The organism is Streptomyces sp. NPDC051664 (genome assembly GCF_044453545.1).
Taxonomy (GTDB): Bacteria; Actinomycetota; Actinomycetes; order Streptomycetales; family Streptomycetaceae; genus Streptomyces.
On the sequence record NZ_JBITCU010000004.1, the window covers coordinates 491,832 to 509,571 of the forward strand.

Annotated in this window: 15 protein-coding genes; 5 read left to right on the top strand and 10 right to left on the bottom strand. The window is 69.8% G+C overall.

Annotated features, from left to right (window positions below):
* The first annotated feature begins 118 nt into the window (after positions 1–118).
* Positions 119–1,186 (top strand): alkene reductase, encoded by a 1,068-nt coding sequence (locus ACIA8E_RS11290; protein ID WP_399296776.1) that lies wholly within the window; start codon positions 119–121, stop codon positions 1,184–1,186.
* A gap of 4 nt (positions 1,187–1,190) precedes the next feature.
* On the opposite strand, the gene ACIA8E_RS11295 is transcribed toward ACIA8E_RS11290, so the two are convergent.
* Genes ACIA8E_RS11295 through ACIA8E_RS11310 form a run of 4 tightly spaced genes read right to left on the bottom strand, consistent with a single transcriptional unit; the run spans position 1,191 to position 5,400 of the window.
* Positions 1,191–2,252, bottom strand: a complete 1,062-nt coding sequence (locus tag ACIA8E_RS11295) for a LacI family DNA-binding transcriptional regulator (protein WP_399296778.1) — start codon at positions 2,250–2,252, stop codon at positions 1,191–1,193.
* A gap of 42 nt (positions 2,253–2,294) precedes the next feature.
* Positions 2,295–3,161, bottom strand: coding sequence for a carbohydrate ABC transporter permease (locus ACIA8E_RS11300; RefSeq protein ID WP_329164418.1), 867 nt, complete (start codon positions 3,159–3,161; stop codon positions 2,295–2,297).
* Positions 3,158–4,084: a carbohydrate ABC transporter permease gene (locus ACIA8E_RS11305; protein ID WP_399296780.1), complete on the bottom strand. Its 927-nt coding sequence runs from the start codon at positions 4,082–4,084 to the stop codon at positions 3,158–3,160. The genes ACIA8E_RS11300 and ACIA8E_RS11305 overlap by 4 nt, the downstream gene beginning before the upstream one ends.
* Positions 4,081–5,400 (bottom strand): ABC transporter substrate-binding protein, encoded by a 1,320-nt coding sequence (locus ACIA8E_RS11310; RefSeq protein ID WP_399296782.1) that lies wholly within the window; start codon positions 5,398–5,400, stop codon positions 4,081–4,083. Before ACIA8E_RS11310 ends, ACIA8E_RS11305 begins: the two co-directional genes overlap by 4 nt.
* Positions 5,401–5,580: 180 nt before the next feature.
* Here ACIA8E_RS11310 and ACIA8E_RS11315 point away from each other — a divergent pair, with 180 nt between their 5' ends.
* Together ACIA8E_RS11315 and ACIA8E_RS11320 are read left to right on the top strand one after the other, a co-directional pair.
* Positions 5,581–7,626, top strand: coding sequence for a beta-galactosidase (locus ACIA8E_RS11315; RefSeq protein ID WP_399296784.1), 2,046 nt, complete (start codon positions 5,581–5,583; stop codon positions 7,624–7,626).
* Positions 7,627–7,675: 49 nt separating this feature from the next.
* Positions 7,676–9,244 (top strand): arabinogalactan endo-beta-1,4-galactanase, encoded by a 1,569-nt coding sequence (locus ACIA8E_RS11320; protein ID WP_399296786.1) that lies wholly within the window; start codon positions 7,676–7,678, stop codon positions 9,242–9,244.
* A 16-nt stretch (positions 9,245–9,260) separates the two neighbouring features.
* On the opposite strand, the gene ACIA8E_RS11325 is transcribed toward ACIA8E_RS11320, so the two are convergent.
* The 6 genes from ACIA8E_RS11325 to ACIA8E_RS11350 form a co-directional block, all read right to left on the bottom strand.
* Positions 9,261–10,277, bottom strand: coding sequence for a VOC family protein (locus ACIA8E_RS11325; RefSeq protein ID WP_399296788.1), 1,017 nt, complete (start codon positions 10,275–10,277; stop codon positions 9,261–9,263).
* Positions 10,278–10,389: 112 nt separating this feature from the next.
* Positions 10,390–11,283 (bottom strand): ectoine hydroxylase, encoded by an 894-nt coding sequence (gene thpD / locus ACIA8E_RS11330; RefSeq protein ID WP_399296790.1) that lies wholly within the window; start codon positions 11,281–11,283, stop codon positions 10,390–10,392.
* Between the two features lie 3 nt (positions 11,284–11,286).
* Positions 11,287–11,685: an ectoine synthase gene (locus tag ACIA8E_RS11335; RefSeq protein ID WP_030920010.1), complete on the bottom strand. Its 399-nt coding sequence runs from the start codon at positions 11,683–11,685 to the stop codon at positions 11,287–11,289.
* A gap of 104 nt (positions 11,686–11,789) precedes the next feature.
* Positions 11,790–13,058: a diaminobutyrate--2-oxoglutarate transaminase gene (ectB, locus tag ACIA8E_RS11340; protein ID WP_327124259.1), complete on the bottom strand. Its 1,269-nt coding sequence runs from the start codon at positions 13,056–13,058 to the stop codon at positions 11,790–11,792.
* Positions 13,059–13,150: 92 nt separating this feature from the next.
* Entirely contained in the window at positions 13,151–13,615 is a 465-nt protein-coding gene (gene ectA, locus ACIA8E_RS11345) for a diaminobutyrate acetyltransferase (protein WP_399296832.1), read from the bottom strand.
* 375 nt (positions 13,616–13,990) lie between these two features.
* Positions 13,991–15,097: a pyridoxal-phosphate-dependent aminotransferase family protein gene (locus ACIA8E_RS11350; protein WP_399296792.1), complete on the bottom strand. Its 1,107-nt coding sequence runs from the start codon at positions 15,095–15,097 to the stop codon at positions 13,991–13,993.
* A 105-nt stretch (positions 15,098–15,202) separates the two neighbouring features.
* Between ACIA8E_RS11350 and ACIA8E_RS11355 the strand changes: the two genes are divergently transcribed.
* The gene (locus ACIA8E_RS11355) at positions 15,203–16,303 is read left to right on the top strand and encodes an amidohydrolase family protein (RefSeq protein ID WP_399296794.1); all 1,101 of its coding nucleotides are present in this window, start codon (positions 15,203–15,205) and stop codon (positions 16,301–16,303) included.
* A gap of 338 nt (positions 16,304–16,641) precedes the next feature.
* On the top strand, positions 16,642–17,586 hold the full coding sequence (locus ACIA8E_RS11360; protein WP_399296796.1) for an SCO1860 family LAETG-anchored protein: 945 nt from the start codon (positions 16,642–16,644) through the stop codon (positions 17,584–17,586).
* Positions 17,587–17,740: the final 154 nt, after the last annotated feature.

The window sequence follows — 17,740 nt, forward strand, 5'->3', positions numbered from 1 at the left end:
AGGCCCGAGGCCGGTTCCGGCGCTCTCCACAAACTTTACCTTGGTCGGCCAATTAATGCGTTACAGTGGCGCAGGACGAAATACTTGGCCGACCATGTAAATTTCCTTAGGGGCATTCATGACCACCGCATTCGACCCGATCGAACTGTCCGGCACCCAGCTCGCCAACCGCATCGCCATGGCCCCGATGACTCGCAGCCGTGCCGGTGACGGCGGTACCGCCACCGAACTCACCGTCGAGTACTACGCCCAGCGCGCCTCGGCCGGTCTCATCATCACCGAGGGCATCCAGCCGTCCGTCGTCGGCCAGGGCTACCCCTCCACCCCGGGTCTGCACAGCGCGGAGCAGGTCGCGTCCTGGCGCAAGGTCACCGACGCGGTGCACGCCGCGGGCGGCCGGATCTTCGCCCAGATCATGCACGCGGGCCGCATCGGCCACCCGGTCCTGATGCCGGACGGACTGACCCCGGTCAGCGCCTCCCCGGTCAAGGCCGCCGGTCAGGTCTACACCCACGTGGGACCGAAGGACTTCATCGAGCCGCGTGAGCTGACCGACGCCGAGATCCGGCAGACCGTGGCCGACTTCGCCTCCGCCGCCCGCAACGCCGTCGACGCGGGCTTCGACGGGGTCGAGCTGCACGGCGCCAACGGCTACCTCATCCACCAGTTCCTCGCACCCAACACCAACCTGCGCACCGACGAGTGGGGCGGCTCCGACGAGGCCCGCATCCGGTTCGCCGTCGAGGTGGTCAAGGCCGTCGCCGCCGAGATCGGCGCGGAGCGCACCGGGCTGCGCATCTCGCCCGGAAACCAGTACAACGACATCGACGAGCCCGCGCCGGACGCCGTCTACACCGCGCTGGTGCAGGAGATCGAGCCGCTCGGCCTCGCCTATCTGCACGTCCTGGAGGCGGTGGAGATCCGTGAACTGACCCTCGCGCTGCGCAAGCAGTTCTCCGGCACCTTCGTCATCAATGTGCTGACGGACGGGCCGACCGGACCGGACCACCACTCGGTGATCGACGACGGGATCGCCGACATCATCTCGTACGGTGCACTGTTCATCGCCAACCCGGACCTGCCCGCCCGGCTGAAGGCCGGCGGCCCGTTCAACACCCCGGACCCGTCCACCTTCTTCGGCGGGGACGCGAAGGGGTACGTCGACTACCCGGCGCTGGGAGCCTGACGGCCTACGCCGAATCCCGGCGCACCAGTTCGGTGGGGAGGATCACCGCGGCCGGCTCCTCCCCGCCGATCCGGGCCAGCAGCACCCGTACCATCTCGGCGCTGATCCGGTCCCACGGCTGCCGGATCGTGGTCAGCTCGGGCCGGGACGCGAGCGCCGCGGGCGAGTCGTCGAAGCCGCCGACCGCGACATCCTCCGGCACCCGCCGCCCGGCCTTCTCCAGTGCGGCCAGCACGCCCTGCGCCATCAGGTCGGAGGCGACGAACACCGCGTCGAGGTCGGGGGCCCGCTCCAGCAGCAGAGTGGCGGCCGCCTCGCCGCTCGCCCGGCTGTAGTCGCCCGGGACGATCAGCGCGTCGTCGGCGGGCAGTCCGCACTCGGTGAGCATCTCGCGGTAGCCCGCCAGCCGTTCGACGCCGCCGGGGGTGTCCAGCGGGCCGCTGACCGTACCGATCCGGCGGCGCCCCGACTCGTACAGATAACGCACCATGTCCCGGGCGCCGTCCCTGTCGTCGGCCGCCACGTAGCTGACCTTCGAGCCCTGCCCGAGCGGCTTGCCGCAGGCGACGAGCGGGACCCCGGCCTCGTGCAGCCGGGCGGCGACCGGGTCGCCGGAGTGACTGGAGACCAGCAGCACCCCGTCCACATGACCGGCGATGTACCGCATGTTCCGGCGGCGTTCCGCCTCGGTCCCCGCGATCATCAGCAGCAGCGGGATGTCGTGCGCGGCGAGCGCGGCGGTGCAGCCGCGCAGCAGCACATTGAAGTTCGGGTCCTCGAAGAACCGCTCCTGCGGCTCGGTGAGCAGGAACGCCACCGAGTCGGAGCGGCCGGTGATCAGCGACCTGGCGTGCCGGTTCACCGTGTAACCGGTCTTGCGGATCGCGGAGTTGACCGCATCGAGCGCGGCCGGGCTGACGTTGTGCCCGCCGTTGAGTACCCGTGAGACCGTACCGCGCGAGACCCCGGCCTCCCGTGCCACGTCGTGGATGGTCGGCGGCCTGCGGCGTCCCGTGCCGGACTGGCCGTGCCGTCCGGGCTGTCCGGGCTGTTCTGTGCGGCTCATGGTGCATGATCTTTCATCAATGGAAGCCCTGGCGGGGACCGGTCAGGACTTTACGGCGCCGGAGAGCAGGTCGAGGCTCCAGAAGCGCTGGATGACGAGGAACAGCGCGATCAGCGGGACGATCGCCAGCAGCGCCCCCGTAATCACCAGCGTATAGAGGGCCGGGGTGGTGGAGCCCTGCTGGAGCAGGGTGTAGAGGCCCAGGGTGACCGGGAACTTCTCGTCGTCACCGAGCATGATGTACGGGAGCAGGAAGTTGTTCCAGATCGCGACGAACTGGAACAGGAAGACGGTCACCAGACCCGGCAGCATCATCGGCAGAGCGATGGTGCGGAAGATCCGCCACTCGCTGCCGCCGTCCATCCGTCCCGCCTCGATCACATCGTCCGGTACGGCGGAGGCCGCGTAGATCCGGGCGAGATACACACCGTACGGGGAGAGGATGACCGGCAGCAGGACCGACAGGTAGGAGTCCGTGAGGTCGGCCTCGGCCAGCAGCAGGTACTGCGGTACGGCGAGGATCACCGGCGGCATCAGCACCCCGGCCAGCAGGATGTTGAAGATGCTCTCCTGCCCGCGGAACCGGTACACGGCCAGGGCGTACCCCGATACTGCGGAGACGGCCGTGGACAGCAGGGCGCCGGCGCCGGCGTAGAACGCCGAGTTGGCCATCCACTTCCAGTAGACGCCGTCGCGGTACGCCGACAGATCGGCGACGTTCTGGCGGAAGCCGGTGCCCGGCAGGAACGTGAAGGTGGAGAACAGCTCGCTGCCGGACTTGGTCGAGGCGACCAGCACCCAGGCGACGGGCAGCAGGCAGTAGAGCGCGCCGAGGAGCAGCGCGGCGGTCGGTACGAGCGCGAAGCGGCGCGGACCTGCGGGGGTGGACGCGAGGCGCGGCGTACTCATCGGGAACCTCCCTTTTGGGTACGGGAGTTGGCCGCCCTGAGGAAGCCGAAGGACAGGACCAGGGTGGCGACGGCGATGATGACCGCCTGAGCGGCCGCCGCGTAGATGTCGTTGTTGACGAAGGCGTCCTGGTAGACCTTCATCAGCGGACTCCAGGTGGTGGAGAGGGAGTTGGTGAGCGGCTTCAGCGTCGTCGGCTCGCTGAACACCTGGAGCGTCGCGATGATCGAGAAGAAGAACGTAAGGACCAGTGACGGTGCCACCATCGGGATCTTGATCCGGAGCGCGATCTGCAGCTGTGAGCAGCCGTCCAGCCGTGCCGCCTCGAACACCTCGGCCGGGATCGCCCGCAGCGAGGTGTAGATCACGATCATGTTGAAGCCGGTGCCGCCCCAGACCGCGATGTTGGCGAGGGCGAGATACAGCGGCCCCCCGTCGAGCAGATCGGGCTGCGGCAGCCCCGCCCGGTCGAGGAGGTAGTAGAAGGGGCTGACGTCCGGGAGATAGAGGAAGCCCCACATGAGTGCGGCGACGACACCCGGGATCGCGTACGGCAGGAAGATCGCGAGCCGGGAGAAACCCCGCAGCCGGAGCCGGTCGGTGTCCAGGAGCAGGGCGAACAGCAGGGCGAGACCGAGCATCACGGGGACGACGATCGCGCCGTAGCCGAGGATGCGCAGCGCTCCGTGCAGCAGTTCCGAGTCGGAGAGCGCACCGGCGTAGTTGGCGAAGCCGGCCCAGATCTCCTCGCGGGCGCCCTTGCCCAGACCGAGCCCCTTGACCTCGGTCCTGCGGAAGCTGAGGTAGAGCGCGTACCCGATGGGAAGGGCGAAGAAGAGCAGGAAGAGCACGGTGGCGGGGGCCAGGAAGGCGTACGGGGCGCTCTTGACCCCGTACGCACTCCTGCGGCGTGCGCGTGTCACTCGGAGACCCCGAAGCCCTGCTTCTTGAGGTCGGCGACGGTGGCGTCCTGCATCGCGGTCAGGGCGGGCCCGAAGTCCGACCTGCTCTTGGCGGCTCCGGCGAAGTTGTCCTTGAAGGCGGTGTACGCGACGTTCACGTTCGGGCCCCAGGCGGCGGGGGCGGTGCCCTTCGCGATCTCGGCGGCCTTCGTGTAGAAATCGGGCTGGTTGGAGAAGTAGTCCGGGGCCTGGGCGAGCGCGCCGCCGGTCTGGGCTGCCGTGGCGGCGGGGTAGATGCCGCTCTCCTTGACCAGCGCGGCCAGCGCCTCGGAGTCCGTGTTCAGCCACTTCGCGAAGGTCGCGGCGGCGGCCTTGTTCTTGGAGTCGTTGGTGACGGCGGTGGAGGAGCCGCCCCAGCTGCCGGTGACGTTCTGGCCGGCCGTCCACTGGGGGAGCGGGGCCATGGCCCACTTGCCCTTGGTGTCGGGCGCCGCCGTGGTGAGGGTGCCGGGCGCCCAGACCGCGCTGACCCAGGCGATCTGCTTGCCGGTGTTGAGCGCCTTGTTCCAGGCCGGGGTGTACATCGGCTGGTTGTCGACGGCGCCCTCCTTGACCAGGCCGCCCCAGAAATCGGCGACCTTCTGCGTGGCGGCGTCGTCGATGGCGACCTTCCACTTGTTGCCGCCGGTGGTCCACCACTTCGCCCCCGCCTGCTGGGCGAGGCCCGCGAAGAGACCGGAGTCGTTCGAGGAGAACGTGGTGAGGTCCTTGCCCGGCGCCTTCTTCTTCAGCGTGCGGGCCGTCTCGGCGAACTCGTCCCAGGTGGTGGGCACGGACAGGCCGTACTGCTTGAACAGGTCCTGGCGGTAGTAGAACATCAGCGGGCCCGAGTCCTGCGGCACGGCGTACAGGGCATCCGATCCGAGGGTCGTCTGCTGCCAGATGCCGTCGGCGAACTCGCCCTTCGCGTCGCCCGCCTCCTTGGATATGTCGGCGAGCACATCGTTGGAGACCAGGGTGGGGAGCGCCTGGTACTCCGCCTGCACCAGGTCGGGGGCCTTGTGGGCCTTGGCCGCCGTGATGATCTTGGTGACCAGGTCGTCGCCCGACGCCTGCTTCTTCACCGTGACCTTGATGCCGGCCCTCTTGCCCTCGCCCGCGTTCCAGATGTCCGCGACCTTGTCCAGGCCGGGCGCCCAGGCCCAGTAGGTGAGCGAGACGGGACCGGATGCGGCCGGGCCGTCCCCGCTGTCGTCGTCCGACGAGCCGCAGCCCGAGAGCAGGCCGGTGGCGGCGAGTGCAGCGGCCGTGGACACCGCGACGATGCGGTACTTCATGGGTTTCTCCCCTGACGAGAAGCGAGGGTGCAGCGCCGAACTGCGCTGTGAGCGTTCACAGTAGAGAAATGAATCCGACACTTGTCAATGGTTGAGACTGTGCGGTTATGTTGGCTCTGCGCCACCGAGAGTGCGTGTGCACGTTCCCAGAAGTTGTACCAAAGAGCCCAGGAGAAGCCCATGCCGCACACCGCGCCCGAGTCTGCCCCGCACGGTCTGCGCAGGCTCGCCTTCGGCGGCGACTACAACCCCGAGCAGTGGCCGGAAGAGGTCTGGCACGAGGACGTGGCCCTGATGCGGGAGGCCGGCGTGACCATGGTCAGCGTCGGGATCTTCTCCTGGGCGCTCCTCGAACCCGAGCCCGGCCGCTACGACTTCGGCTGGCTCGACCGGGTCCTCGATCTGCTGCACGCGGCCGGCATCCGGGTCGACCTCGGCACCCCCACCGTCGCCCCGCCCGCCTGGTTCTACCGCGCCCACCCGGAGGCCCTCCCGGTCAGCCGCGAGGGTGTCCGCTACGCCTTCGGGTCACGCGGCGCGATCTGCCACAGCAACCCCGCTTACCGGTCGGCCGCGGCGAACATCACCGAACAGCTCGCCCGCCGGTACGCGGACCATCCGGCGCTCGCGATGTGGCACGTCCACAACGAGTACGGCGTTCCGGTCAGTGCCTGTTACTGCGACAACTGCGCCGCCCACTTCCGCCGCTGGCTGGCCGCCCGCCACGGCGGCGTCGACGCCGTCAACGAAGCCTGGGGCACCGCCTTCTGGGGCCAGCGCTACCGCAGTCTCGACGAGATCGACCCGCCCCGTGCCACCCCGACCGTCGCCAACCCGGCGCAGCGCCTGGACTACGCGCGCTTCGCCGACGCCGCCATGCGCGAGAACTTCTGCAGCGAGCGGGACATCCTGCACCGCCTCGCTCCCGGCATCCCGGTCACCACCAACTTCATGACCGCTCTCAGCCAGTGCGACTCCGTCGACTACTGGGCCTGGGGCCGCGAGACCGACCTCGTCACCAACGACCACTATCTGATCACCGACGGCCGCCGCACCCATGTCAACCTCGCGATGGCCGCCGACCTCACCCGCTCCGTCGCGGGCGGCGCGCCCTGGCTGCTCCTGGAGCACTCCACCAGCGGCGTCAGCTGGCAGCCCCGAAACCCCGCCAAGCGCCCGGGCGAGATGGCCCGCAACAGCCTCGCCCATGTCGCGCGCGGCTCCGACGGCGCCATGTTCTTCCAGTGGCGGCAGTCCCGCAGCGGCGCGGAGAAGTTCCACTCGGCGATGGTGCCGCACGCCGGTACGGACTCCCGGGTGTGGCGCGAGGTCTCCGGGCTCGGCGCCGACCTCGGCCTGCTGAGCGGCATCCGCGGGACCCGGACCGTCGCGGACGCGGCCATGCTGTGGGACTGGCAGTCCTGGTGGGCGCAGAAGCTGGAGTGGCGCCCGAGCGAGGACCACGACGCCCGCGAGCGCGCCGACACCTTCTACGCCTCGATGTACGACCGCCATCTCACCGTCGATTTCGCCCACCCGGACGCCGATCTTTCCGGGTACCCGCTGGTCGTCGTCCCGGCCCTCTACCTCGCCACCGAGGAGACCGGCCGGAACCTCCGGAGCTACGTCGAGAACGGCGGCACGCTCGTCGTCTCGTACTTCTCCGGCATCGTCGACACCCAGGACGCCGTGCACCCGGGGCCGTACCCGGGCGCCCTGCGGGACGTACTCGGGCTGACGATCGAGGAGTTCTCACCGCTCGGCGAGGGCGGGACGGTCCGCCTGATCACGCCCGAGGGCGCCGCCGAAGGCCCGGAGCTGACCGGAGACCTGTGGTCGGACGTGGTGATCCCGCGCGGCGCCGAGACCGTCTGGGCGTACGCCGACGGCATCCCCGCGGGCCACCCCGCCGTCACCCGGCACCGCCTGGGCAGGGGCACCGCCTGGTACATCTCCACCCGGCTGTCCGGACCCCACCTCGACGCCGTCCTCGACCGGGCCTGCGACGACGCCCGGATCGCACCGCGCACCGGCCTCCCGCACGACGTCGAGGTCGTACACCGCACCGGCGACAGCGGCACGTACCTCTTCGCGATCAACCACACCGGCGACGACGCGAAGGTGCCGCTCGACGGCCCCGGCACCGAACTCCTCACCGGCGAGCACACCGTGGGCCGCCTCGCCGTTCCGGCGGGCGCGGTCCGGGTCGTACGCCTCGACGGCTGAGTCGCACGAGCCCCGCAATTCCCGCGCAACGGTCGAAGGGACATCGACGATGTACGGAAAGACGCACGGAAAGCCACCTGGGCGGACGAGAGCGGCGGTGGTGTCGGCACTCGCGGGCCTGCTGTTCGCCGCACTGCCCGCCCAGGCCGCCCACGCGGCCACCACCCCCGCCGACACCGGCTTCGAAGCGGGCAGCACCGGGTGGTCGGCCTACTCGGCAGGCGGACAGACCGCCGCCTCCTTCACCGAGGCGGGCGGCCACAGCGGCAGCAACCGGCTGACCCACTGGTCCGCTTCGGCCTACAAGGTGGAGACCTACCAGCACCTCTCCGGGCTCACCGACGGCACGTACACCCTGAGCGCCTGGGTCCGCTCCGGCGGCGGCCAGAACTCCGCGTACATCGCGCTGCGCAACTGCGGGAGCGCCGAACAGCGTACGGACCTGCCACCGACCCCGAACGGCGCCTGGATCCGTCTGGTCACCTCCGTCAAGGTCACCGGCGGAGCCTGCACGATCAGCCTCAACTCCGATGCGCACGCGGGGGAGTGGGCCAACTTCGACGACATCTCCTTCACCTCGGGAACGACCGGCCTCACCGTCAAGGGCGGTGACCTCTCCACCCTCCCGAAGAACGAGGCGCACGGCGCGACCTACCGGGGCGCGACCGGAACGAGCGGCGACGCGATGAGCATCCTCAAGGCCTCCGGGATGAACTACGTCCGCCTCAAGGTGTGGGTGGACCCCGCCGACGGATACAACGACAAGGCCCATGTCCTCGCCATGGCCATGCGCGCCAAGGCCCTCGGCATGAAGGTGCTCATCGACTTCCACTACTCCGACAGCTGGGCCGACCCGGGCAAGCAGAACAAGCCGGCCGCCTGGGCCGGCCACACGTACAGCCGGCTGAGGACGGACGTCTACGACCACACGTACGACGTGCTCAACGCCCTCAAGGCGCAGGGCACCACGGCCGACATGGTGCAGATCGGCAATGAGATCAACGCCGGGATGCTCTGGCCGGAAGGCTCCACCGACAACTGGTCGCAGCTCGCGGGCCTGCTCACCTCGGGCGCGAACGCCGCGAAGGCGGTCTCGTCGAGTACGAAGGTCGCGCTGCACCTCGCCGAGGGCGGCGACAACGCGGGCACCCGCTGGTGGTTCGACAACGCCGTGTCGTACGGGGTCCCGTTCGACGTCATCGCGCTCTCGTACTACGGCTACTGGCACGGACCGCTGTCCGACCTCCAGACCAACCTCGACGACGTCGCCTCGCGGTACGGCAAGCCCGTGCTGGTCGCAGAGACGGCGTACGCCCACACGCTGGCGAACGGTGACGCGCTGGAGAACAACATCGCGACCCCGGACCAGCTGGTCAGCGGCTACCCCGCCACACCGGCCGGTCAGGCGGCGAACCTGCGGGACGTCTTGAACGTCGTCGAGGCCGTCCCGAACGGCCGCGGTCTCGGCGCCGTGTACTGGGAGCCCGCCTGGACCGCCGTCAGCGGCAGCGGATGGGACCCGGCGGACCCGGCGTCCGGCAACGCGTGGGAGAACCAGGCGCTGTTCGACCACAACGCGACGCTGCTCCCGGCAGCGAGCTGGTTCTCCCACCGGTAGAAGGCTGGGACAGCCCTCAGGCGGCATCGAGCGGCGCGCTGCGCCACTTCCACGAGGTGACGCGTTCCCGCCCGGGCAGCTCGGCGCGGCCGGTGGACCAGAGCAGGACGGTCCACCGGCCGGCGTCGTCCGGGGCGTCCGGGAACAGCCGGGCCAGCACGCGGTCGCACAGATCGGCGGGCGGCGCCCAGGAGATGCCCAGGCCCTGGACGACATCGTGCGTATGGACGAGGGTCTCCACGATTCCCATGGCCGCGAAGCCCTCCGGGTCGGACACCCCGTACGAATGGTAGGAGCGGACGTCCGCCGCGGTCGTCCGCACCATCGCCGTCAGCAGGGCGCCGCTCGCCTCCAGGGTCTGGAGCAGGCCGACCGGTCCTGCGTCGGGGTTCGCGAAGATCGAATTCGCCGGGCCGCCCTTGCGGTCGGCTCCCCAGCGGAACGGGACCTCGCGGTCCAGCGGCGGCTTCCTCGGACCCAACTGGGCGGCGTACGCGAAGAGATCGTCGTTCAGATGCTCCACGGTCTCCCAGGAGTCCCACTCCAGCGACCCGGCGGGTGCCCGCCAGTGGTCCTCCGGAACCTCGCGGAGGGCGGCGAGCGCGAGATGGACCGCGGTGGTCACATCGTCCGCGGTGACCGGCAGCCGGGTCGCGGTCAGCGTGGCCCGCTCGACGGCGCTGCACTCCACGCAGAACTCATTGCCCTCGGGGTCGGCGAGTGTCGCCCAGCCCCGGCCGTTGGGCCTGCGGTGGTCGCCGACGAGCGTGGCGCCGAGGGCGAGCAGCCGCTCGACCTCCTCGTCCCGGGTGCGGTCCTGCGGCTGGATGTCCAGGTGGACGCGGTTCTTGACGCTCTTGGGCTCGGGCACCGAAACGAACAGCAACGCGGCGCCGGGGGTCTCGACGAGCGCCTCGGGATCACCGGGGCTGTCGTCGTCCGACAGCCGGGCACCGAGCACCTCGGCCCAGAAACTGCCGAGTTTGTAGGCGTCGGCGCAGTCGAAGGTCATGTGACGTACAAGTGAGGTCATGGGACCAACTGTCGCCGTTGCCGGCCACCGGGGTCCACCAACTTTCGGCAGGGGCCGGGACGACGAACGTCGTCCCGGCCCCTGTCACTTCCGGGCTCGGCCCGTCAGCGCCTCACCTCACCGGCGAGAAATCGCGCGCCCCGATGAACTCCGGGCGCCGCACCGGCGCCGCGAACGGTTCCTCGGCCGTGTTCTCCACGCTGTTGAAGACGATGAAGACATTGCTGCGCGGGTACGGGGTGATGTTGTCCCCCGAGCCGTGCATGCAGTTGCAGTCGAACCAGGTCGCCGAACCGGCCCGGCCCGTGAAGAGCTTGATGCCGTGCCGGTCGGCCATCTTGGTCAGCGCCTCGTCGGACGGGGTGCCGGCGTCCTGCATCTTCAGCGACTGCTTGTAGTTGTCCTTCGGCGTCTCGCCCGCACATCCGAGGAACGACTTGTGCGAACCGGGCATGATCATCAGCCCGCCGTTGGTGTCGTGGTTCTCGGTCAGCGCGATCGACACGGACACGGCCCGCATGTGCGGCAGACCGTCCTCGGCGTGCCAGGTCTCGAAGTCCGAGTGCCAGTAGAACCCCGAGGCGCCGAAGCCCGGCTTGACGTTGATGCGCGACTGGTGGACGTACACGTCCGATCCGAGGATCTGGCGGGCCCGGCCCACCACCCGCTCGTCGTTCACCAGCCGGGCGAAGACCTCGCTGATCCGGTGGACCTCGAAGACCGACCGTACGTCCTGCGACTTCGGCTCGATGATCGACCGCTCATCGGCCCGCACCGCAGGATCGGCGATCAGCCGGTCCAGTTCGGCGTGGTACACGGCCACTTCGTCCGGCCGGATCAGCTCGTCGACGGTGAGGAAGCCGTCTTGCTCGAAACCCTGCAGATCCTTTACGGCGATCGGGCCCGGGGCGCCGGGCACGGACCAGATGACCGGGTCCTGGCGGGGGGTGGTCATCTCGGCCGTGCGCCGGGTGGGATACAGGTCGGCGCGTACATCGGTGGTCATGGTTCAGCCCTCCTCGGTCAGTACCGGATAGACACCGTTCTCGTCGTGCTCCTCCCGTCCGGTGACGGGAGGGTTGAAGACGCAGACGCAGCGGAAGTCGGTCTTGGGGCGCATGGTGTGGCGCTCATGGCCGTCCAGCAGGTACATGGTGCCGGGGGTGATCCAGTGCGTCTCGCCGGTCTCGTCGTCGGTGAGCTCGGCCTCGCCCTCGACACACAGGACGGCCTCGATGTGGTTCGCGTACCACATCGACGTCTCGGTACCTGCGTACATCGTGGTCTCGTGGAGTGAGAAGCCCACCTTCTCCTGGGCGAGCACGATGCGCTTGCTCTCCCAGGTGCCGGAAGCGGCCTTCACATGCCGGTCGGTGTTCTCGATGTCGCTGAACGATCGGACGATCACGGTGAGTCGGAGCCTTTCTCTCTGCAGCGGTACTTCTGTGCGGGCCTGCCCGGGATGGACCCGGCCAGGCGGTCGGGATGTCGTGCGACCCCTCGGCCGGGCGGTCAGACGGTGTCGCGGACCGCGCGGGCCAGCGTGAGCAGGCCCTCGTCCAGCTCTTCGGGGGTGATGGTCAGTGGCGGCAGCAGCTTCACGACCTCGCTGCGCGGGCCGGAGGTCTCCACCAGCAGCCCCAGCTCGAACGCCCGCGCACAGACCGCGGCGGCGCGCGAGACGTCGGTGAACTCGAGCGCCTGGACCAGGCCACGTCCGCGGGACTGCGCGCCGAGCCGGGCGTGTTCGTCGCAGATCGCGAGCAGCGCCTGTTCGACCTGCTCGCCGCGGGCCAGCGTCTGCTTCTCCATCTGGCCGTCCGCCCAGTAGGCGTCGAGCGCGGCGGCGGCGGTGACGAACGCCGGGTTGTTGCCGCGGAAGGTGCCGTTGTGCTCGCCCGGGCCCCAGATGTCCAGTTCCGGGTTGAACAGGCAGAGCGACATGGGAAGTCCGTAGCCGCTGATGGACTTCGACAGGGTGACGATGTCGGGGGTGATGCCGGCCTCCTCGAACGAGAAGAACGCACCGGTGCGGCCGCAGCCCATCTGGATGTCGTCGACGATCAGGAGCATGTCGCGGCGGCGGCAGAGATCGGCCAGCGCCCGCAGCCACTCGGGCCGCGCCACATTGATGCCGCCCTCGCCCTGAACCGTCTCGACGATCACCGCCGCGGGCTGGTTGAGACCCGAACCCTGGTCCTCGAGAAGGCGCTCGAACCAGAGGAAGTCCGGGACCCGGCCGTCGAGGTAGTTGTCGAACGGCATCGGTGTGCCGTGCACCAGCGGGATGCCGGCCCCGGCCCGCTTGAAGGCGTTGCCGGTGACGGCGAGCGAGCCGAGCGACATGCCGTGGAAGGCGTTGGTGAACGAGACGATCGACTCGCGTCCTTTCACCTTGCGGGCCAGCTTGAGCGCGGCCTCGACCGCGTTGGTGCCGGTCGGGCCGGGGAACATCACCTTGTACGGCAGGTCGCGCGGCCGCAGGACGACGTTGTGGAAGGTCTCCAGGAAGGCGCGTTTCGCGGTGGTCGCCATGTCCAGACCGTGGGTGATGCCGTCGCGCTCGATGTAGTCGATCAGTGCGCGTTTCAGCACCGGGTTGTTGTGGCCGTAGTTGAGGGATCCTGCACCGGCGAAGAAGTCGAGGTACGAGTGGCCGTCCTCGTCGGTCAGCCGGGCGCCCTGCGCACGGTCGAACACGGCGGGCCAACCGCGGCAGTAGCTCCGGACCTCCGACTCCAGGGTCTCGAAGACGCTCAGGGCGGGCGGGGTGATGGTCACAGGGGTTCTCCTGCTTGTGGGGGTGTGACGGGCGGAGGTGAAACGGGCGCTTCGGCCGACGCCGGGCTGGGGCGTGTCGGCCGGGCTGCACCTCAGACGTGGAACGGACCGATGCGGTAGAGCACTTCCGGCAGATGTGTTCCCTCGGGGAACAACCCGCCGTCGAAGAGCACTTCGCGCTCCACGGCCACGTCATGGCGGAGCGCATAGGAGGTGAACAACCGGTCGGAAGCGGTGTTGTCCGGGGTGATGGTCGTCTCGACCCGGGCCAGGCCCTGCTCCGCGGCGACCCGCGCGGTCAGCGAGTCCAGCAGCTCGGCGGCCAGTCCGATGCCGCGATGGCCGTGGTCGACGGCCACCTGCCAGACGACGAGCGTCTCGGGGCGGTCGGGCCGGATGTATCCCGTCACGAAGGCGACCGGCTCGCCGGTCTCGTCGCGGGCGACCACGGAGGTCGCCGCGAAGTCACGGCACCACAGCAGGTAGCTGTAGGAGGAATTGAGGTCCAGGACCTCGGAGTCGCGGGCGATGCGCCAGATCGCGGCCCCGTCCTCCACTCGCGGGGTGTCGATGGTGATGAATTCGCTTCGGGCACGTGCAAAATCTGCTGGTGCGGCGGTCATGCGAATGGAATTTACCCAGCAAATTCGGAAATTGCATCGACGCAAGGGGTTGGGTGAAGTGAGCAGCTGTGTTATCACGCGGGCGCGCGCCCCGGCGCGAAACTGCTTCGATTTAATCCGTTTTGACCCTTATTAATGCCGCAAATCAGCCACGTTGTGGAGTCGGTCACAGAGTCGTAACTCCCTGGAGACGTAACCGAATTGTGCCGATCGGCGTTGTCGAAACTTTGGCGTTTAGGCTCCGGAAGAGCGGGCAGAAGAATGCGGGGAGCTGCTCTCGATAAAGCAGCTCCCCGCATTGATGAATTCTTATTCGCTCGGCCAGGTTTCCGAAACGGCCTTGCGGGCAGCTTCGAAGTCGACCTGCCGGCCCTCATCGGCCAGCGCCGACCCCAGAGCCGCGATCGAGGACTGCACCACGCCCCGCGTCGCATCCACACCGTAGTGATTGACCCGGATCATCTCCTTGGACAGGGCCCCGCCGCCCGCGATCAGCGGCAGCGAGGGGTCGGTCGCGAGCGCCTTGGCGACCAGCCCGGCGGCGTCGACTCCCGCCGGGGCGCGCAGCGTCGTGGCGACCGGCGCCGCATCCTTCGCCTCGTGCACATACGGCGCCAGGCCGCCGCCGAGCGCCACCGCTCCCGCCCGTGTGGCCGCTGCGGCCGCCGCGTGACGGGCCATCAGCGCCTCCGGGCCCTCCGCCTCGATCCGCTCCAGGCACGCCTCGAGCGCCAGCATCTCCAGCTGCGCGGGGGCGTGCAGGAGGGCCTTGCGGCCGCCGTCGATCCAGCGCTCCTTCCAGTCCAGGAGGGAGAGGTACGAGTGGCGCGGGGCCTCGGGGTTGGCGGCGATCCGCTCCCAGGCGCGCTCGCTCACCGACACCGCCGACACTCCGGCCGGGCCGCCCATCGCCTTCTGCGCGCCGATCACGCACAGGTCGACACCCCATACGTCCGGCAGCAGCGGCTCGGCGCCCACCGAGGCGACGGCGTCCAGCATGAAGAGCGCCCCGTGGGCCCGGACGACCTCACCGATCTCTGCGACCGGGTTGGTGTTGCCGGTCGCCGCCTCCGCGTGGACCAGCGAGACGAAATCGATCTCCGGGTGCGTGGCGAGCGCCTGCGCGACCTGGTCGGCGGTGACCGCCGTGTGGAAGGGCACCGCCAGGTCGATCACATTGGCACCGCAGTCCCGCAGCCAGTTCCCGAAGGTCTGCCCGTACGGTCCCGTGACCACGTTCAGCGCGGTCGAACCGGGCCGGGCACCGCCCCGGATGCAGCCTTCGAGAGGAAGCAGTGCCTCGCCCTGCATGATGACGACGTCCTGCTCGGTGGCGAGGAGACCGGCCACCCGCTGCTCGATGGCGGCGAAGTGCGCGGGGGTGAGCGGGGCGAGGTCGAGGAAGGGGTGCGTCACGGTGGTGCTCTCTTCGGATCGGGTCGGCCTGCGGTTCGGCGTACGAACAGCGCTTCCGTCGAGAGTACCCAGGGCCCCCCGGACACCGCCTCGTACAGTGCTGCCATGAGTGATCACAAGGCGCAGCCGGTGCTGCACGTGAAGGGGCGGGTGCTCGTCGGTCCCGACGACGTCAGGGACGAGCTGTGGGCGGTCGGCGGGCGGATCTCGTACGAGCGGCCGCCGGGCGCGGACGCGGCGGAGACTGTCACCGGCTGGGTGCTGCCGGGTCTCGTCGACGCCCACTGCCATGTGGGGCTCGATCACCACGGCCCGGTCGACGCCGCCACGAGCGAGAAGCAGGCGCTCACCGACCGGGAGGCCGGCACGCTGCTCATCCGGGACGCCGGATCGCCCTCCGACACCCGGTGGATCGACGACCGCGAGGACCTTCCAAAGATCGTCCGGGCCGGCCGTCATATCGCCAGGACCCGCAGGTACATCCGGAACTACGCCCATGAGATCGAACCCGGCGACCTCGTCGCGTACGTCGCGCAGGAGGCGAGGCGCGGCGACGGCTGGGTCAAGCTGGTCGGCGACTGGATCGACCGGGAGGCCGGTGACCTGACCGCCTGCTGGCCGCGCGGCGAGGTCGAGGCGGCCATCGCCGAGGCGCACCGGCTCGGCGCACGGGTCACCGCGCACTGCTTCGCCGAGGCCGCTCTCGTCGATCTCGTCGAGGCCGGGATCGACTGCATCGAGCATGCGACGGGCCTGACCGAGGACACCATTCCGCTCTTTGCCGAGCGCGGCGTCGCGATCGTCCCGACGCTGGTCAACATCGCCACGTTCCCGGATCTCGCGACGGGCGGCGAGGCCAAGTTCCCGCGCTGGTCGGCACATATGCGGCAGCTGTACGAGCGTCGTTACGACACCGTGCGCGCGGCGTACGACGCAGGGGTGCCGGTCTACGTCGGCACCGACGCGGGCGGCTCGCTGGCCCATGGACTCGTGGCGGCGGAGGTCGCCGAACTGGTCAAGGCCGGCATCCCGGCGTGCGAGGCGCTCTCGGCGACCGCCTGGGGTGCCCGCGCATGGCTCGGGCGGCCGGGGCTGGAGGAGGGTGCCCCGGCGGACCTCGTGGTGTACGACGAGGACCCGCGGGCGGACGTACGGGTGCTGGCGGCGCCGCGCCAGGTCGTGCTGAACGGGCGCGTGATCGGCTGACGCCATCGTGTCCCGGCGGAAAGGTCGGCACGTTGACAGCCAGTGACCGAATCGCCCTCGTGCTCGTTACAACACTTCTGGTGATGCTCCGGTGCGGTTGCCCCACACCGCACCTGCGCTCGGCGGATCGGGTGACGGTGAGGAACACTGCAGGAACAGACGTACCTCGATATTCGAATACAGGGGCGGAAACCCCCCTTTGGAGTGAACTCGCCACAGCTGTCTGTCAGTTCACCCTCTGTGCGTAAAGATTCACGGAGTCGAGGCCATCGGCGCCCGCGATGTCCCCCATTGGGCGGCGCCGGTGGCTCCATGTCTCTTGTGGGGGTTCCACCATTTTGAACAGCAACACCTTCCGCCTGGCCGCCCTGGCGGTCGCCGCCGCTCCCGTCGCTCTGCTGGTCGCCGCCCCGGCGCACGCCACCGGAGCCACCACGACCACCGGTGGCGGGAAGGCGAGCGCGGTCGTGCTCCGTACCGCACTCGATGTATCGCTCCTGAGCAAGACCGTCGATGTGCCGCTCAAGACCACGCTGAACGAGGTGCACGCCCCGGCGAGCGCCGAGCAGACCGCGCTCCGCGTGCGGCTCGACGGCGTGAATCAGGGGCGCCCGTTCAGCGTGCTGCGCGCCGACGTGGCCACGGCGAACGCGACCGTCGACAAGCATCGGGCGGAGGGTTACAGCAACCTGGCGAAGGCCCGTGTGCATCTGCCCGGACTACCGCTGCTCTCGCTCATCGAGGTCGAGAAGGTCACCTCGAAGGCGGTCTGCGAGGTGGGCCGCAAGCCCGTCGCCGAATCCAACGTGCTGGGCCATGTCTCGGTCCTCGGCAAGCGGGTGACGCTCACCTCGGGTGGCACCACGCGGGTCGACGTGCCGGGTGTGGGCGAGGTGAGGCTCGACCTCTCGAAGACGCGGACCACGTCGCGTACCGCGGCGGCCACCGCGCTCCGCCTGGAGGTGTCGGTCAACCCGCTCAAGCTGAACGTCGCCGACGTCAAGGGGGAGGTCACGCTCGCCGAGGCGACCTGCGAGACCCCGAAGGGGCCCAAGCCCACGAAGCCGGCGGGCGGCAGCGACGGCGGCACCTCCGGTGGCGACGGCGGCACCGGTGTGAAGCCCCAGACCGGGACCGGGCACGCCCCGGCTGCGGTCGACACAAGTCTCGCGGAGACCGGCGGCAGCTCCACGACGCCCTACATCGCAGGCGGCGCGGCCCTGCTGCTGGCGCTGGGTGCGGGCGCCATGGTCGTGGCCCGCAGGCGCGGCGCCCAGGACTGACGCGACCCGGCCCGAGGGGGCCAAGGGGGCGTAGAAGCGGACGGGCGAGCAACAGGGAGGCGGGGGGGGGGGGGGGGGGGGGGGGGGGGGGGGGGGGGGGCGCCCCCCCCCCCCGCCGCGCCCCCCCCCCCCCCCCCCGCCGCCCCGCCCCCCC

Excerpts from the sequence above, each read along its gene's own strand:
- thpD (WP_399296790.1), bottom strand. The coding sequence starts at position 11,283 with ATGACCACCGATGTACGCGCCGACCTGTATCCCACCCGGCGCACGGCC.
- ACIA8E_RS11310 (WP_399296782.1), bottom strand. The coding sequence starts at position 5,400 with ATGAAGTACCGCATCGTCGCGGTGTCCACGGCCGCTGCACTCGCCGCC.
- ACIA8E_RS11300 (WP_329164418.1), bottom strand. The coding sequence starts at position 3,161 with ATGAGTACGCCGCGCCTCGCGTCCACCCCCGCAGGTCCGCGCCGCTTC.
- ACIA8E_RS11320 (WP_399296786.1), top strand. The coding sequence starts at position 7,676 with ATGTACGGAAAGACGCACGGAAAGCCACCTGGGCGGACGAGAGCGGCG.
- ACIA8E_RS11325 (WP_399296788.1), bottom strand. The coding sequence starts at position 10,277 with ATGACCTCACTTGTACGTCACATGACCTTCGACTGCGCCGACGCCTAC.
- ACIA8E_RS11295 (WP_399296778.1), bottom strand. The coding sequence starts at position 2,252 with ATGAGCCGCACAGAACAGCCCGGACAGCCCGGACGGCACGGCCAGTCC.
- ACIA8E_RS11355 (WP_399296794.1), top strand. The coding sequence starts at position 15,203 with ATGAGTGATCACAAGGCGCAGCCGGTGCTGCACGTGAAGGGGCGGGTG.
- ACIA8E_RS11315 (WP_399296784.1), top strand. The coding sequence starts at position 5,581 with ATGCCGCACACCGCGCCCGAGTCTGCCCCGCACGGTCTGCGCAGGCTC.
- ACIA8E_RS11290 (WP_399296776.1), top strand. The coding sequence starts at position 119 with ATGACCACCGCATTCGACCCGATCGAACTGTCCGGCACCCAGCTCGCC.